General features: G+C 67.1%; 14 protein-coding genes. 11 read left to right on the forward strand and 3 right to left on the reverse strand.

Features of this window, described 5'->3' with window-relative positions; all coding sequences use genetic code 11:
• Nucleotide 1: 1 nt before the first annotated feature.
• A complete protein-coding gene (locus BLM15_RS20785; protein ID WP_164547598.1) occupies nucleotides 2–1834 on the forward strand; it encodes a methyl-accepting chemotaxis protein in 1833 nt (610 codons plus the stop codon).
• Nucleotides 1835–1964: 130 nt separating this feature from the next.
• Nucleotides 1965–4253 (forward strand): NADP-dependent malic enzyme, encoded by a 2289-nt coding sequence (locus BLM15_RS20790; protein ID WP_126114544.1) that lies wholly within the window; start codon nucleotides 1965–1967, stop codon nucleotides 4251–4253.
• Nucleotides 4254–4390: 137 nt separating this feature from the next.
• Here BLM15_RS20790 and BLM15_RS20795 read toward each other — a convergent pair whose 3' ends face one another.
• Nucleotides 4391–5599, reverse strand: coding sequence for a penicillin-binding protein activator (locus BLM15_RS20795; RefSeq protein WP_236846362.1), 1209 nt, complete (start codon nucleotides 5597–5599; stop codon nucleotides 4391–4393).
• A gap of 172 nt (nucleotides 5600–5771) precedes the next feature.
• Here BLM15_RS20795 and rsmI point away from each other — a divergent pair, with 172 nt between their 5' ends.
• The 3 genes from rsmI to gshB all read left to right on the forward strand — a co-directional run bounded on the left by rsmI (nucleotide 5772) and on the right by gshB (nucleotide 8091).
• Nucleotides 5772–6692: a 16S rRNA (cytidine(1402)-2'-O)-methyltransferase gene (gene rsmI, locus BLM15_RS20800; protein ID WP_126114545.1), complete on the forward strand. Its 921-nt coding sequence runs from the start codon at nucleotides 5772–5774 to the stop codon at nucleotides 6690–6692.
• Nucleotides 6689–7069 carry a YraN family protein gene (locus BLM15_RS20805; RefSeq protein ID WP_126114546.1) on the forward strand — a complete coding sequence of 127 codons (381 nt, stop codon included), beginning with the start codon at nucleotides 6689–6691 and terminating at the stop codon, nucleotides 7067–7069. The genes rsmI and BLM15_RS20805 overlap by 4 nt, the downstream gene beginning before the upstream one ends.
• A gap of 71 nt (nucleotides 7070–7140) precedes the next feature.
• Entirely contained in the window at nucleotides 7141–8091 is a 951-nt protein-coding gene (gene gshB / locus BLM15_RS20810; RefSeq protein WP_126114547.1) for a glutathione synthase, read from the forward strand.
• 72 nt (nucleotides 8092–8163) lie between these two features.
• Here gshB and BLM15_RS20815 read toward each other — a convergent pair whose 3' ends face one another.
• Entirely contained in the window at nucleotides 8164–8859 is a 696-nt protein-coding gene (locus tag BLM15_RS20815) for a hypothetical protein (protein ID WP_126114548.1), read from the reverse strand.
• Nucleotides 8860–8926: 67 nt separating this feature from the next.
• Nucleotides 8927–9727, reverse strand: coding sequence for a HesA/MoeB/ThiF family protein (locus tag BLM15_RS20820; protein WP_126114549.1), 801 nt, complete (start codon nucleotides 9725–9727; stop codon nucleotides 8927–8929).
• A 128-nt stretch (nucleotides 9728–9855) separates the two neighbouring features.
• Between BLM15_RS20820 and BLM15_RS20825 the strand changes: the two genes are divergently transcribed.
• From BLM15_RS20825 to BLM15_RS20850, 6 genes are all read left to right on the forward strand, one after another.
• Nucleotides 9856–10626, forward strand: a complete 771-nt coding sequence (locus BLM15_RS20825) for an SDR family oxidoreductase (RefSeq protein WP_126114550.1) — start codon at nucleotides 9856–9858, stop codon at nucleotides 10624–10626.
• A gap of 132 nt (nucleotides 10627–10758) precedes the next feature.
• A complete protein-coding gene (locus tag BLM15_RS20830) occupies nucleotides 10759–11760 on the forward strand; it encodes a BMP family lipoprotein (RefSeq protein ID WP_126114551.1) in 1002 nt (333 codons plus the stop codon).
• A 13-nt stretch (nucleotides 11761–11773) separates the two neighbouring features.
• The gene (locus BLM15_RS20835; protein WP_126114552.1) at nucleotides 11774–13306 is read left to right on the forward strand and encodes an ABC transporter ATP-binding protein; all 1533 of its coding nucleotides are present in this window, start codon (nucleotides 11774–11776) and stop codon (nucleotides 13304–13306) included.
• Entirely contained in the window at nucleotides 13303–14403 is a 1101-nt protein-coding gene (locus BLM15_RS20840) for an ABC transporter permease (RefSeq protein ID WP_126114553.1), read from the forward strand. Before BLM15_RS20835 ends, BLM15_RS20840 begins: the two co-directional genes overlap by 4 nt.
• Nucleotides 14404–14406: 3 nt before the next feature.
• Entirely contained in the window at nucleotides 14407–15378 is a 972-nt protein-coding gene (locus BLM15_RS20845) for an ABC transporter permease (protein WP_126114554.1), read from the forward strand.
• Nucleotides 15379–15789 carry a cytidine deaminase gene (locus BLM15_RS20850; protein ID WP_126114555.1) on the forward strand — a complete coding sequence of 137 codons (411 nt, stop codon included), beginning with the start codon at nucleotides 15379–15381 and terminating at the stop codon, nucleotides 15787–15789.
• The last annotated feature ends 55 nt before the right edge of the window (nucleotides 15790–15844 follow it).

Below are 15844 nucleotides of genomic sequence, written 5' to 3' on the forward strand. Positions count from 1 at the left end.
CATGTCACTGTTCATCAACCTGATCGAGAGCCTGTCCTTCCTGCTGCTGGCGGCCCTGATCCTGACGGCGGCCGCCACGTGGATCGATCAGCGTCCGCTGCTGCGCCAGCTCGTCGTCGGCGTGCTCTTCGCCGCGGGAGCGCTGTGCAGCATGGCCAATCCCTTCGTCATCCAGCCCGGACTGGTCGTCGATTCGCGTAACACCTTCGCGATCCTGGCCGGCCCGATCGGCGGACCGCTCGCCGCATTGCTGACTGCTGTCCCCCTCGCCGCTGCGCGCTACAATCTGGGCGGTGTCGGGATGCCGACCGGGATCGCCGGAATCGTCCTGCACGCCGTTGCCGGCGTGATCTACGCCGCCTGGCTCGGCCGGCAGAAGCGCTCGCTGACGCTGCGCGATCTCGTCCTGCTCAGCCTGATCAGCGCCGGCTGCCTCATCGCCTCGAACGTCTTCATGCCGAACTGGCCTGCGGCGGAACGCTTCCTGCGCGAGGCTGTGCCGATCATGATCGTGGTCAGCACGATCGGCACCATCCTGGTCGGACTCGTCCTCAGCAACGACCGGGACCGGCGCGAGACGTCCTATCGCCTGCGCACGCTGATCCAGCGCGCGCCCGGCACCCTCTATCAGCGTGTCGTGTCACCCGATGGTTCGCTGCGCTATCAGTTCGCATCCTTCGCCATCGACAAACTCCTGGGTGTTACCAAGGAGGAGGTCGAACGCGATCCGGAGGCCTGGCTCGGCAAGATGCTGCCGGAGGATCGGCAGCGTTTCGAGGCAGCGCGCGCCGCTCTGACAGCCCTGGACGACGTCTGGCGCTTCGAGGCGCGCTATGCCGCGCCCGATGGCGGCATCGTCTGGCTGCGCAGCGAGGCGACGATGCGCCGCCTGTCCGACGGGACGGCGATCTGGGATGGCATCCTGCTTGACGTCACGCCCGAGAAGACACTGGAGACCCGCAGGGACGAGATTGAAACGCTGCGCCGCGCGGCGCTCGAGGAGCTGGCCGTAAATCTCGAAGTGACAGTGGGCAAGGCATTGCGCCGGGTCGGCGATTCGGCACGCGGCATGCACGAGGCGGCGCGCGGCATGGCAGCGAACGCCGACCGTACCACCTTGCGGGCCGGCGAGGCGACGCAACAGGCGGAGCTCGCCTCGCAACGCGTCGGCAGCGTCGCCCACGCGGCCGAGCGGATCGACGCCTCGATCCGCGAGCTGACGCGCCAGACCGATCTTGCCGCCGAGACCGCGCGGCAGGCGGCGAACCATGTCCGCTCGACCCGAACCGACGTCGACGGGCTCGCGGTTGCCGCCGACAAGGTCGGGGCCGTGCTTGCATTCATCGAGGACATCGCGGTCCGCACCAATCTGCTCGCTCTCAACGCGACGATCGAGGCAGCACGCGCCGGGGTTGCCGGCCGCGGCTTTGCGGTGGTCGCCGGCGAGGTCAAGAACCTCGCCGAGCAGACCCAGCAGGCGACACAGAACATCGGCGCCACGCTGCAGGAGATCCGTGGCGCTGCCGCGGCCGTCGCCAATGCCGTCGGACAGATCGAAGGGACGATGGGGACGATCGAGACAACCTCGGACGCGATCGCGCAGGTCGTGACCAGCCAGGGCACGATCGCCTCAGGCATCGCGCTGGACGCCCAGGCCGTGGCAGGCTCGGCCGCCACCGTCACGGAGAACGTCGCCGGAGCCGGGGGCGAAGCCCGAGCCACCGGCGAGGCCGCAGCACGGGTCGTCGAGGCGGCGCGTCTGGTCAGCGAGCAGGCGGTCGAGCTCGACCGCTATGTCGGCGACTGCGTCGGGCGCATGCGCGCCGGCCTCTGACGCTTCCGCTCCCGTCCCTACCCTGCCGTCACAGGAAAGGTGCTGTCGCGCAATCGCGCCTTGTCGAGGAAAGCGGCGCTACCCTATGGTCGGCTCCCCCGAGGAAACGCCTTTGAAAAAGAACAAGCGCATGAACGATCGCTCCCCGCCGCCCAAGCGCACCCGTCCGACCTTCACCGATCAGGAGGCGCTGCTCTTCCACTCGCAGGGGCGGCCAGGCAAGCTCGAGATCATTCCAACCGTGCCGATGGCAACGCAGCGCGACCTGTCGCTGGCCTATTCGCCCGGCGTCGCGGTGCCGGTCCTGGCGATCGCCGAGGATCCCAGCCGCGCCTATGACTACACCGCACGCGCCAATCTCGTCGCGGTGATCACGAATGGTACCGCCATCCTTGGCCTCGGCAATCTCGGCGCGCTCGCCTCCAAGCCGGTGATGGAAGGCAAATCCATCCTGTTCAAGCGTTTCGCCGATGTCGACTCGATCGATCTCGAGGTCGATACCGAGGATGCCGACAAGTTCATCGAGGCCGTGCGTTATCTCGGCCCGTCCTTCGGCGGTATCAATCTCGAGGACATCAAGGCGCCGGAATGCTTCATCATCGAGCAGCGCCTGCGCGAACTGATGGACATCCCGGTCTTCCATGACGACCAGCATGGCACCGCGATCATCGCCGCCGCCGGCCTGATCAACGCGCTCGACCTGACGGAGCGCGACGTCAAGTCGACGAAGCTCGTCATCAACGGTGCCGGCGCCGCCGCCATCGCCTGCATCGAACTGCTCAAGGCAATGGGCTTCAAGCCCGACAACGTCATCCTCTGCGACACCAAGGGCGTGATCTACCAGGGCCGCACCGAGGGCATGAACCAGTGGAAATCGGCCCATGCGGCGGTCACTGACCGGCGCACGCTGGCGCAGGCGCTGGAAGGCGCAGACGCCTTCTTCGGCCTGTCGCAGAAGGGCGCGGTGACCCCGGAGATGGTCGCCTCGATGGCGGCGAACCCGATCATCTTCGCCATGGCCAATCCCGATCCGGAGATCACGCCGGAAGAGGTGCACGCCATTCGCGACGACGCGATCATGGCGACCGGGCGCTCGGACTATCCGAACCAGGTCAACAACGTCCTCGGCTTCCCCTTCATCTTCCGTGGCGCGCTCGATGTCCGCGCCACCACGATCAACATGGAGATGAAGATCGCCGCAGCCGAGGCACTGGCCTCGCTGGCGCGCGAGGACGTCCCCGACGAGGTCGCCGCCGCCTATCAGGGCGCACGCCCGCGCTATGGCAAGGATTACATCATCCCGGTACCGTTCGATCCGCGACTGATCCATGTCGTGCCGATGGCGGTCGCCAAGGCGGCGATGGAGACGGGTGTCGCCGGCAAGCCGATCGTCGACACCGGCGCGTACAAGGCGCAGCTCTCGGCAAGGCGCGACCCGGTCACCGGCACGCTCAACCGCATCTTCGAGCGCGTCCGGCGCTATCCCAAGCGCGTCGTCTTCGCCGAGGGCGAGGAGGAGCAGGTCATCCGCGCCGCGGCCTCCTTCGTCAATCAGGAGCTTGGCAAGGCGATCCTGGTCGGACGCGAGGAGCGCATCAACGAGACGGCCGAGCATCTCGGCGTCGACCTCGCCGCCAAGGGCATCGAGGTCCAGAACGCGAGGCTCTCGCATCGCAACTCAGCCTATGCGCAGTACCTCTACGAGCGGCTGCAGCGGCACGGCTATCTGTTCCGCGACTGCCAGCGCCTGATCAACCAGGATCGCAATCATTTCGCCGCCGCCATGGTCGCACTCGGCGATGCCGATGCGATGGTGACCGGGGTCACCCGCAACTACTCGATCGCGCTGGAAGAGGTCCGCCGTGTCATCGACGACCGGCCGGGCCATCGGCTGATCGGCGTCTCGATCGCGATCACGCGTGGGCGTACCGTGCTGGTCGCCGACACCGCGATCACCGAGATGCCGACGGCGCAGGAACTCTCGGAGATCGCGATCGAGGCCGCCGGCGTCGCGCGTCGCCTTGGCTACGAGCCGAAGGTCGCGATGCTCGCCTTCTCGACCTTCGGCCATCCGGCGGGGGAGCGCTCGGAAAAGGTGCGCGATGCGGTGACGATCCTCGACGGCCAGCGCGTCGACTTCGAGTATGATGGCGAGATGGCCGCCGACGTCGCGCTCAATCGCGATCTGATGGCGCAGTATCCGTTCTGCCGCCTGACCGGGCCGGCGAACGTCCTGATCATGCCGGCGTTCCACTCGGCCTCGATCTCGACCAAGATGCTGCAGGAGCTCGGCGGTGCGACCGTGATCGGCCCATTGCTGGTCGGCCTCGACAAGCCGGTTCAGATCGTGCCGCTCGGGGCTAAGGATTCCGATATCGTCAACATGGCCGCGCTGGCGGCGTTCAACATCGGCGGGTGAGCAGTTGCTCACGTCATGCTCGGGCTTGACCCGAGCATCTCAGGGCAAAAAAGGCGCCCGTGAAAGGCGCCTCATTCTGCAAGAGATTCTCGGGTCGGCGCTCTGCGCCGCCCGAGAATGACGCCCTTTCGCGAGCCTCAGTTCGTCCGCGGGCCGAGATCGCGCGGGGCTGCGTTGACCGTGACGATCTGGCCGTTGCGCAGCTCGAGCACGGCAAGCCCGCGCTCATTCAACCCATCCGGACGGAAGCGGAAGACCCCGTCGGCCCCGGCAAAGCCCGAGGCATTGGTCAAGACGCTTTCGGAGAAGCGCTGGCTGCCTTGAGTTCGGGCGAGCGCCGCCGCCAGCGAGACCGCGTCGTAGGACAGCGTCGCGGTCCGCGTCGGGGCACTGTTGAAGCGCTTCTGGTAGCGGCCGGAGAAGGCGTTGAAGCCGGCGGTGTCGGGCGAGGCGAACCAGCCACCCTGGATCGCCGGGACGCGCGCGACATTGGCGTCGTTCCAGACGCCCGTGCCGAGCGGCTTGACCTTGGCGGGGTCATAGCCGGCCTGCTGCAAGACGAGGCCAAGCGTCGGCATCGCAGCAGCGTCGGCGGGCACGAACAGGGCATCGGCCTGCTGCAGCGCCGGCACGAGCCGCGTCGCCGCGGCGCGCATGCTGTTCTGGTCGGAGCCAAAGCGTTCGATCACGACGACACGAGCACCGCGATTGGCGACCGCCTGCTGGAAGGCGCCTTCGACGACCTTGCCATAGGCGGTCTCGGGTACCAGTGCAGCGAAGGATTTGCGCCCCTGCGCCGAGGCATAGGCGATGACGCGGTTGACGTCGTTCTCAGGCGGGAAAGAGAGCAGATAGATGCCGCGCGAGGCGACATTGCTGTCGCTGGAGAAGGCCATCACCGGCTTGCCGGCACCGCGGGCGACCTGACCGACGGCCTGGACGGAGGGCGCGAAAAGCGGTCCGATGATCAGCTCCGCGCCCTCGCGGAGCGCCTCCTGCGCTGCGGCCTGGGCGCCCTCCGGCGTGCCGCGATCATCCTTGACCAGCAGCGTGAGGTCGGCGCCGGGGAATTCCGCAAGCGCCATCTCGGCGGCGTTCTTGAGCGAGTTGCCGACGGTCGCGCCTTGGCCTTCGGCGGTCAGCGGCAGGATCAGCCCGACCTTTACCGAGCCGGCGCCGATGGTCGGACCGCTGGGCTGAGTACCGCCGCCCTGCGGCGTCGTCTGGGTGTCGAAGCCGGGAAGGCCGCCGGTACCGCCGCTGCAGGCAGCGAGCGCGGCGCCAACGCCGGATAGCAGGATCAGCCGGCGGCTCGGCGGGACGAGGAGCTTCAAGTGACGCGACACGGTTTTCGTCTCCACTCCTCGGCGAGGCGCAAGGCAAGCTCACACCAGCTGAATGTCTTGTCCCGAACCGTGAACAAGTCCTGCCAGTGAGCGAAGCTATTTTCAAGTTGTTAACTCTAGGTTGCCGGGCCGGCGGTGGCATCTTGCCGATCGCTGTGGCAGTTTCGCCGCCATGTCCGGCCCCATATCCGCCCTGCCTGCTACTGGTCGCGCTCCGAGCTATACGGCCTTCGGCCTCCGGGCCGAGGCCGAGCCGCTCGCGCCGGGCCTCCACATCGTCGCAACACCAATCGGCAATCTGAAGGATATATCCTTCCGGGCGCTGTCGACGCTCGCCGCCGCCGATGCCGTGCTGGCGGAGGACACCAGGACCTCGAAGACGCTGCTGGCGCATTACGGCATCGCGACGCCGCTGCTGCCCTATCACGAGCACAACGCCGCGCAGATGCGCCCGAAGATCCTTGAACGGCTGCGCAAGGGCGGCAAGCTCGCGCTGATCTCGGACGCCGGCACGCCGCTCGTCTCCGATCCCGGCTACAAGCTCGTCGCTGAGGTCGTCGCGGAAGGGCTGCCGGTCACCGGCATTCCCGGCCCGTCCGCCGTGTTGGCGGCGCTGGTGCTGGCGGGGCTGCCCACCGACCGCTTCTTCTTCGAGGGTTTTTTGCCGCCGAAGAGCGCCGGCCGCAAAGCCCGGCTGACCGAGCTTGCCGCCATTCCCGGCACGCTCGTTTTCTTCGAATCGCCGCGACGCCTCGCGGAGATGCTGGCTGACGCCGCTGCGGTGCTCGGCGCGCGGTCAGGAGCTGTCGCGCGCGAACTGACCAAGTATTACGAGAACGTCCGCCGTGGCCCTCTGCCCGACCTTGCTGCGCACTATTCCGAGGCCGAGGAGGCGCGCGGCGAGATCGTGGTGATCATCGGCCCACCCGACGCCTCCGCCGCGGCGGTACAGGGCGACACGCTCGACGAGGCGCTGCGCGCCGCGCTCGCCAAGGTTTCGCTGAAGGAGGCGGTGGCGCAGGTCGCGGCCGCGAGTGGGCAGCCGCGCCGCGTCGTCTATGCCCGCGCCCTCGAATTGACCCGCGCGCCATGAGCGAGGCGCTGCGCAGTCGCCGCGCGCGCCATTCCGGCCTCGCCGGCCGCCGCGGCGAGTGGCTCGCCGTCGCCTTCCTCAGCGCCAAGGGCTATCGCCTGCTGCAGCGCCGTTTCGGCGGCAAGGGTGGCGAGATTGATCTGATCATGGCCCGCGGCGACGATATCGTCTTCGTCGAGGTCAAGGCGCGCGCATCGCTCGACGATGCCGCCATGGCGATCACGGCGGACAAGCGCCGGCTGATGGAGGCCCGCATCAGGCAATGGCTGGCGCGCAATCCCTGGGCGATGCAGCGCAACCTTCGGGCCGATGCCGTCTTCCTCGCGCCCTGGCGGCTGCCTCGCCATGTCCCCCGCGTGTTCGAGCTCGTGCTCTGACGCAAGGCCAGCCCTCTTGCGCCGCAATGGTCGCGCAGCCGATATAACGGCCGCAACCGGAGCTTTCGCCCATGCCGCTGAACGTCGCCATCCAGATGGACCCGATCGAGAAGGTCCGCATCGCCGGCGACACCGGCTTTTCGCTGATGCTGGAGGCGCAGGCGCGCGGCCACAGGCTCTTCACCTACACGCCTGAGAAGCTGACCCTGCGCGACGGCAAGGTCACCGCCGTGATCAATCCGGTCGAGGTGCGCGACGTCGAGGGCGACCACTACACGCTCGGCCAGCCCGAGCGCACTGACCTCTCGACGCTGGACGTGGTGCTGCTGCGCCAGGACCCGCCCTTCGACATGGCCTATGTCTCCTCGACGCATATGCTCGAGCGCATCCATCCGAAGACGCTGGTGGTCAACGATCCCACGGAGGTCCGCAACGCGCCGGAAAAGCTCTTCGTCACGCATTTTCCCGATCTGATGCCGCCGACGCTGATCACGCGCGACCGCGCCGAGATCGAGGCCTTCCGCGAGGAGTTCGGCGATATCGTGATGAAGCCGCTCTACGGCCATGGCGGCGCGACCGTGTTCAAGACTGGCAAGGGCGACCCGAATTTCGGCTCCCTCTACGACCTGTTTGCCAACCTCTTCCGCGAGCCCTGGGTCGTGCAGGCCTTCCTGAAGGAGGTCTCCGAGGGCGACAAGCGCATCATCCTGATCGACGGCAAGGCGGCCGGCGCGGTCAACCGCGTCCCGGCGGTCGGCGACCTGCGCGCCAACATGGTACGCGGCGGCGCAGCCAAGCCGACGGACCTCTCCAAGCGCGAGCTCGAAATCTGCGAGCGCATTGGCCCGGCGCTGAGGGAGCGCGGCCTCCTGCTCGTCGGCATCGACGTGATCGGCGGCCGATTGACCGAGATCAACGTCACCGCGCCCACCGGGGTGCGCGCGATCAAGAAGCTCGGCGGGCCGGATCTGGCGGCACAGCTCTGGGACGTGATCGACGCAAAGCGGGCGGCTTCGGCCTAATTTTGTAGCCCTTTTCTGAGAACTGGCTCGGCTGACGAGGCATCGTTGCTCGCGCTCTTTCGAGCGCTATGCTCAACCTTGTAACTGCGCCATCTCCGGGCATCCTGATGAAAGGTCACGATGTTCGCCTCCGCCTCTCCATCGCAAACGATCGCCCAGCGTTCGGTGTAGGTCCGGAGCATGCCCACGAACGAAGGCGCATCGCGGGGAGTGCGATCGACCTCGCTCAACGAGGTCACTCGCAATGAGTTCAGGTCGCAACTCTTCTTTTGCGTGATGTTCAAAGTGATGATTTTTCTGAAGCTGATAGGCTGCTTTCGTGCCGATCCGGTCGGCAGCAGGGATTGAATCCGTGCGCTCGGAACTTTGGAGCGGGGCCGAGCGAGCCATCTCGGTAACCTGCTCCTTGGTCATAGGCTTGGGAAGGTTGAGGCCGAGCTTCTGAATGACCCTCGGACATCCCATTGTCTTCAGCCCGCCTTCGAGCTGAGCTACCATCACGACGTGGTAGTCATCGAGCTCATTCTGCGCCCTCGCAGCATCGCCGGCTGTCTTAACCCTGGAGGTGAATACCACTTCTCGTTGGCGAGCGATCTCGATCGCTTCTTCCAGATCGGACGTCGACAAGCCCTTCAAGGCCGACTGAATGTCGGAACGGCAGCTTGGTTCGAGAATTCGATAGCTCGCGAGCCAAACCCAAGTACTCTCGAACGCCTGTACCGATGTGCACAGAATGCACCCGACAACACAAATGACCAGCCGGCGCATCGGTAAGTCCCCTGCCAAGCTCATAACCATGGCAGAGGATGCAAAAATTCAGATGAAACCCGTTAGATCAAATTGAAGCATTCGCTGTTTGGCTTCTCGCCGTCCCGTTCAGCGGATTTTCCGGATCCCAGCCGTATTTCATCGTCCCGAAGCGCATCGCCATCGCGTCGACGAGCAGGAGCTTGCCGACCAGCGGCTCGCCGAAGCCGGTGATGGCTCGGATCACCTCCAGTGCCATCATCGAGCCCATGACGCCGGCGAGCGCGCCGAGCACGCCGGCCTCAGCGCAGGGCGCAACCGTGCCGGGCGGCGGCTCCTGCGGGAACAGGCAGCGATAGGTCGGATTGGGCCGGCCGTCGGCGCTGGTCTCATGCGCGCGGATCGTGGTCAGCGAGCCGTCGAAGCGGCCGAGCGCCGCCGTCACCAGCGGCTTCTTCTCGTGGAAGCAGGCATCGGAGACGGCATAGCGCGTTGCGAAATTGTCTGAGCCATCGGCGACGACATCATAGAACGCCACGAGGGCGCGGGCGTTATGCGCGTCGATCCGGGTGACGTATTCCTCGATCTCGACCCGCGGGTTGAGCCTCGTGACGAAATTGGCGGCCGCGACCACCTTGCGCGCCCCGATATCCTCCGCCCCGAAGATGATCTGCCGCTGCAGGTTCGAGAGCGAGACATGGTCGTCGTCGACGATGCCGATCGTCCCAACGCCGGCGGCGGCTAGATAGGGGATCAGCGGCGCTCCCAGCCCGCCCGCGCCGATCACCAGAACCCGGGCGCGCTTGAGCTTGGCCTGGCCGGGGCCGCCGATCTCCGGCAGCACCAGATGGCGGGCGTAGCGTTCGATCTCGGCATCGTTCAGCGTCATGGCGGGAAAGCTAGGCCGATCCCGTCCTGCCAGCAATCGGGTGCGGTGCCGTGACAGGAAGCGGGTGTCTGCACCCGCCCGCCGCCTGCGATCACCCGTGCCTCATCGTCTGAACGAAGGAACGGGACATGATGGCACTGAAGGACAAGGTCGCGATCGTCACCGGCGCGAGCTCCGGCATCGGAAGGGCGGCGGCAAAACTGTTCGCGGCCGAGGGCGCCAGGCTCGTGATCACGGCGCGGCGGCAGAGCGAGCTCGATACGCTCATCGGCGAGATCAAGGCGGAAGGCGGCGAAGTGATCGCTGTCGCCGGCGACATTCGCGAGGAGGCCTTGGCGCAGCGCCTGGTCGAAACGGCGACCGAGCGCTTCGGCGGGCTCGATATCGCCTTCAACAATGCCGGCACGGTCGGCGATCTCGGACCGGTCGCCGAGATGTCGCTGGCGACTTGGCACCAGCTGATCGAGACCAACCTGACCAGCGCCTTCCTCGGCGCGAAGTATCAGGCGCCGGCGCTCGAGACCCGCGGCGGCGGCTCGCTGATCTTCACCGCGAGCTTCGTCGGCTACACTGCCGGGCTCGCCGGAATGTCGGCCTATGCGGCGAGCAAGGCCGGGCAGATCGGCCTCGTGAAGGCGCTCGCGGCCGAGCTCGGCGGCAAGCGCATCCGCGTCAACGCCCTGCTGCCGGGCGGCACCGACACGCCGGCGAGCATCACCAACGATCCGACCTCCGGTCCCGAGGTCACCGCCTTCGTCGAGGGCATCCATGCGCTGAAGCGGATGGCGCAGCCGGAGGAGATCGCCCGCGCCGCGCTGTTTCTCGCCTCGGACGCGTCGAGCTTCGTCACCGGCACGGCCTTCCTCGCCGATGGCGGCGTCTCGATCCAGCGCGGCTAAGGCGACTGTTCATATATGACATATATCGCCAAGCGGGCTCTCCAGCCCGCTTGGCCCCGTCGGCAAGCCGTGCCATCGTGACCGCAGGCAGGGATGGGGCAACCATTCCGCGCATGACAGGGGAACGGCTCGATGCAACTGAAATCTCTCGCGCTCGCTTTGGCGGGCGTCGCCCTTTCGGCCATAGCGGCCATGGCCCAGACCGCGATCAAGCCGGCGATCGTCTATGACAAGGGCGGCAAATTCGACAAATCCTTCAATGAGGGCGTCTTCGTCGGGGCCGAGAAGTTCAAGGCCGAGACCGGCGTCGAGTTCCGCGATTTCGAGCCGACCAATGACGCCCAGATCGAGCAGGCGCTGCGCCGTTTCGCTCGCGACGGCCATTCGCCGATCATCGCCGTCGGCTTCTCGCAGGCGACCGCGCTGCAGAAGGTCGCGGCCGAGTTCCCGAACCTGAAGTTCACCATCATCGACATGGTCGTCGAATTGCCGAACGTGCAGTCCGTCGTCTTCAAGGAGCATGAGGCCTCCTATCTCGTCGGCCTCATCGCCAGCCTCGCCTCGAAGACCGGCAAGGTCGGTTTCGTCGGCGGCATGGACATCCCGCTGATCCGCAAATTCGCCTGCGGCTATGTCCAGGGCGTCAAGGCCGGCAAGAAGGACGCCGAGATCTTCCAGAACATGACCGGCTCGACTCCGGCCGCCTGGAACGACCCGGTCAAGGGCGGTGAGCTCGCCAAGTCGCAGATCGATCGCGGCGCCGACGTGATCTACCACGCCGCAGGCGGCACCGGCATCGGCGTGCTGCGCGCCGCAGCGGACGCCGGCAAGCTCGGCATCGGCGTCGACTCGAACCAGAACATGCTCCATCCCGGCAAGGTGCTGACCTCGATGCTGAAGCGCGTCGACGTCGCCACCTACACCTCGTTCAAGGAGGCGCGCGACGGCACCTGGAAGCCGGGCGTCTCGGTGCTCGGGCTGAAGGAGGACGGCGTCGGCTGGGCGCTCGACGACAACAACAAGGCGCTGATCACGCCCGAGATCAAGGCCACCGCCGACAAGGCGCGGGCCGACATCATCGCCGGCACCGTCAAGGTCCACGACTACATGTCGGATTCCAAGTGCACGATGTGAGCTTGCGCTGCCGGTGACGAGCCCGCCCCCTGCCATCGAGCTGATCGGCATCAGCAAGGCGTTCGGCCCGGTCAAGGCCAACAAGGACGTGTCGCTTTCGGTCGCCGCCGGCTCGATCCACGGCATCGTCGGGGAGAACGGCGCCGGCAAGTCGACGCTGATGTCGATCCTCTATGGCTTCTACGAGGCCGATACCGGCGAGATTCGGGTCCGTGGGGAACCGCACCGGATCCGCTCCTCCTCGGATGCGATCGCCGCGGGGATCGGCATGGTCCACCAGCATTTCATGCTGGTCGAGCCGCTGTCGGTCGTCGAGAACATCGTGCTCGGCGCCGAGGGCGGGGCGCTGCTCAAGGGTGGCATCGCCAAGGCGCGGGCGGAACTGGCACGGCTTTCCCAGGAATACGGGCTCGCCATCGATCCCGACGCGATCGTCGGCGAGCTCTCGGTCGGCTTGCAGCAGCGCGTCGAGATCCTGAAGGCGCTCTATCGGGGCGCGCAGATACTGATCCTGGATGAGCCGACCGCGGTGCTGACCCCGGCCGAGGCCGACCAGCTCTTCGAACTGCTCAAGGCCCTGAAAGCGCAGGGCAAGACGGTGATCCTGATCACCCACAAGCTGCGCGAGATCATGGCGGTGACCGACCGCGTCTCGGTGATGCGGCGCGGCGAGATGGTCGCGCATGTCGAGACGACCAGGACGTCACCGGCCGAACTCGCCGAGGCGATGGTCGGCCGGCGCGTGCTGCTGCGCGTCGAGAAGACGCCGCGAAAGCGCGGTGCGCCGGTGCTGGAGGCGGCCGGCCTCTCCGTGATCGACGAGCGCGGCTGCGAGACCTTGCGCGACGCCAGCCTCACTTTGCACGAAGGCGAGATCGTCGGCATCGCCGGCATCGCCGGCAACGGCCAAAGCGAATTGCTCGACGTCCTCGCAGGACTGATCCAGCCGACGCGCGGGGTGATCCGGCTCGGCGGCCAGATCCTCAACGCCGCCGACCGCAACCCAGCCAATCTGCGCCGGCTCGGGCTGATGCATATCCCCGAGGATCGCCTGAGGACCGGCCTCGTCACCGCCTTCGCCGCAGCCGAGAACGCGATCCTCGGCTATCATGACGATCCGGCTTTCGGGCGAGGCCCCTTCCTGTCGCCGACCCTCGTCGAGCAGCATGCCCGGGCCGGCATGCAGGATTACGATGTCCGCCCGGTCGACCCGGCCTTGAAGACGGCGAAGTTCTCCGGTGGCAACCAGCAGAAGATCGTGCTCGCCCGCGAGATCGAGCGGGCGCCGAAGGTGCTGCTGGTCGGCCAGCCGACGCGCGGCGTCGATATCGGCGCGATCGAATTCATTCATCGCCGCCTGATCGCCCTACGCGATCAGGGTGTCGCGATCCTGCTCGTCTCGGTCGAGCTCGAGGAGGTGATGGCGCTCTCCGACCGCATTCTCGCGCTCTGCGGCGGCCAGATCACCGGGGAGCGCGAGGCGGTGGCGACCGACGAGCGCGATCTCGGCCTGCTGATGGCCGGCGTCAGCGAGCGCGCGGCATGAGCGCGGCCCCGATCGAACTTCCCCGCTGGGCCGACACCGCGCTGGTGCCGCTGGTCTCTGTCGCGGCAGCGCTCGTCGTCGCCGGGCTCGTCGTGCTCTCGATTGGCGAAAGCCCGCTGGAGGCGACGGCGCTCCTGCTCAAGGGCTCGCTCGGCAGCCTGGAGGGGCTCGGCTTCACCCTATACTACACTACCAATTTCATCTTCACCGGACTTGCCGTCGCCGTCGCCTTCCATGCCGGCCTGTTCAATATCGGCGGCGAGGGCCAGGCGACCATCGCCGGCATCTTCGCCGCGCTCGCCTGCCTCTGGCTGGCGCCGCTGCCGGGTATACTGCTGGTCCCGCTCGCCATCCTCGCCGCGGCCGCGGGCGGGGCGCTCTGGGCCTTCATACCCGGCTACCTCCAGGCGACGCGCGGCAGCCATGTCGTGATCACCACGATCATGTTCAACTTCATCGCAGCGACGCTGATCGTCTATTTGCTGGTCGAGGTCATGGGGAAAGCGGGCTCGATGCAGCCGGAGACCCCGGATTTCCCGAAGCAGGCTGTGCTGACGCCGATTCACGAGCTGCTCGGCGCCTTCGGCCTTAAACTACCCTCGACGCCGCTCAACACCTCGTTTCTGCTGGCGCTCGCCGCTCTCGTCGCGGTCTGGGCGCTGATCTATCGCTCGCGGCTCGGCTACGCGATCCGCACCGTCGGCGCCAATCCGCGCGCCGCGGCCTATGCCGGCATCTCACCAGCCCGCATTACGATGGTGGCGATGGCGATCTCGGGCGCGCTCGCCGGCGGGCTCGCGGTCAACGAAGCCATGGGCGTGCAGCACAGGCTCGTGCTCGATTTCACCGCCGGCTACGGCTTCGTCGGCATTGCGGTGGCGCTGATGGGCCGCGGCCACCCGGTCGGCGTCGGGCTCGCGGCGCTGCTCTTCGGTGTGCTCTACCAGGGTGGGGCGGAGCTCTCCTTCGACAAGCCGACCATCACGCGCGACATGGTCGTGGTGATCGGCGGCATCGTCATCCTCTTCGCCGGCGCGCTGGACGGGCTGTTCCGGCGGCTGGTGGCGAGCGTGCTCAATCTCGGGCGCGGAGGCTAGGCGATGGAGATCGTCCAGACGCTCGCCGTCATCCTGGATTCGACGATCCGCCTGTCGATCCCGCTGCTCTGCGCCGCGCTGGCCGGGCTCTGGTCGGAGCGCTCCGGCGTCGTCGACATCGGCCTCGAAGGCAAGATGCTGATCGCCGCCTTCGCCTCGGCCGTCGTCGCCTATCACAGCGGCTCGGCCTGGGCGGGCCTCGGCGCCGGCATGCTCGCCGCGATCGCGCTGTCGCTGGTGCATGGCTTCGCCGCGATCACCTGGCGCGGCAACCAGATCGTCTCCGGCGTTGCGATCAACATGCTGGCGGTCGGGCTCACCGCCATCCTCGGCAATGCCTGGTACGGGCAAGGCGGGCGCACGCCGAACCTCGAAGGATCGGCCCGCTTTCCCGAGCTCGACCTGCCTTTGGTCGGAGCGATCAAGGGCATCCCTATCCTCGGCCCGATCTACGACATCGCGATCTCCGGCCATACCGCGCCGGTCTATCTCGCGGTGCTTGCCCTGGTGCTGACGGCGCTGACGCTGAAGCATACCCGCTTCGGCCTGCGCCTGCGGGCGGTCGGCGAGAATCCCGCTGCGGTCGACACCGCTGGCGTCTCGGTCGCCGGCTTGCGCTATGCCGCGGTGATCATCTGCGGCGCGCTCTGCGGGCTCGGCGGCACCTATCTCGCGGTCTCGCAATCGGCCGGCTTTCTGCCGCAGATGACCGCCGGCAAGGGCTTCATCGCGCTCGCCGCCGTGATCTTCGCCAATTGGCGGCCCTGGCCAGCGCTCTTCGCCTGCCTGCTCTTCGGACTGCTCGATGCCGTCGCGATCCGGCTGCAGGGCGTCGTCCTGCCCGGCATCGGCCAGGTCCCGGTGCAGGCGATCCAGGCCCTGCCCTATGTGATGACAGTGGTGCTGCTCGCCGGCTTCATCGGCAGGGCGACGCCGCCGAAGGCCTCCGGCCTGCCTTATGTGAAAGAACGCTGAGTGTCCGCCGAACCCGATCTCGACGCGCTCTTCGCCGCGGCTCTTGCCGTGCAGCAGAAGGCCTACGCGCCGTATTCACGCTTCAAGGTCGGCGCCGCCATCCTGGCCGATGACGGCAAGGTCTATCCGGGCTGCAATGTCGAGAACGCAGCCTATCCGGTTGGCGCCTGCGCAGAGGCCGGCGCAATCTCGGCGATGGTCGCGGGTGGGTCGCGCGCGATCCGGGCAATCGTCGTCATTGGCGACGGCGCCGAACTGGTGACGCCCTGCGGTGCCTGCCGCCAGCGCATCCGCGAATTCGCCGCGCCGGAGACGCCGATCCTGATCGCCGGACCGGAGGGCATCCGCGCCCGCTTTTCGCTGGCCGAGCTGTTGCCAGCCTCGTTCGGACCGGCCAATTTGCCGAAGTGATTTGCGGGCGCCTACAGAGTGACCCGATGAGCGCAGACAACGCGCCGATGGAGCA

The organism is Bosea sp. Tri-49, from assembly GCF_003952665.1.
GTDB lineage: Bacteria > Pseudomonadota > Alphaproteobacteria > Rhizobiales > Beijerinckiaceae > Allobosea.

What these genes read in the sequence shown, in the direction of transcription:
- BLM15_RS20785 (WP_164547598.1), top strand. Translation starts at nt 2, where the DNA reads ATGTCACTGTTCATCAACCTGATCGAGAGCCTGTCCTTCCTGCTGCTG.
- BLM15_RS20790 (WP_126114544.1), top strand. Translation starts at nt 1,965, where the DNA reads ATGAACGATCGCTCCCCGCCGCCCAAGCGCACCCGTCCGACCTTCACC.
- rsmI (WP_126114545.1), top strand. Translation starts at nt 5,772, where the DNA reads ATGTCCGGCCCCATATCCGCCCTGCCTGCTACTGGTCGCGCTCCGAGC.
- BLM15_RS20805 (WP_126114546.1), top strand. Translation starts at nt 6,689, where the DNA reads ATGAGCGAGGCGCTGCGCAGTCGCCGCGCGCGCCATTCCGGCCTCGCC.
- gshB (WP_126114547.1), top strand. Translation starts at nt 7,141, where the DNA reads ATGCCGCTGAACGTCGCCATCCAGATGGACCCGATCGAGAAGGTCCGC.
- BLM15_RS20815 (WP_126114548.1), bottom strand. Translation starts at nt 8,859, where the DNA reads ATGCGCCGGCTGGTCATTTGTGTTGTCGGGTGCATTCTGTGCACATCG.
- BLM15_RS20820 (WP_126114549.1), bottom strand. Translation starts at nt 9,727, where the DNA reads ATGACGCTGAACGATGCCGAGATCGAACGCTACGCCCGCCATCTGGTG.
- BLM15_RS20825 (WP_126114550.1), top strand. Translation starts at nt 9,856, where the DNA reads ATGATGGCACTGAAGGACAAGGTCGCGATCGTCACCGGCGCGAGCTCC.
- BLM15_RS20830 (WP_126114551.1), top strand. Translation starts at nt 10,759, where the DNA reads ATGCAACTGAAATCTCTCGCGCTCGCTTTGGCGGGCGTCGCCCTTTCG.
- BLM15_RS20840 (WP_126114553.1), top strand. Translation starts at nt 13,303, where the DNA reads ATGAGCGCGGCCCCGATCGAACTTCCCCGCTGGGCCGACACCGCGCTG.
- BLM15_RS20845 (WP_126114554.1), top strand. Translation starts at nt 14,407, where the DNA reads ATGGAGATCGTCCAGACGCTCGCCGTCATCCTGGATTCGACGATCCGC.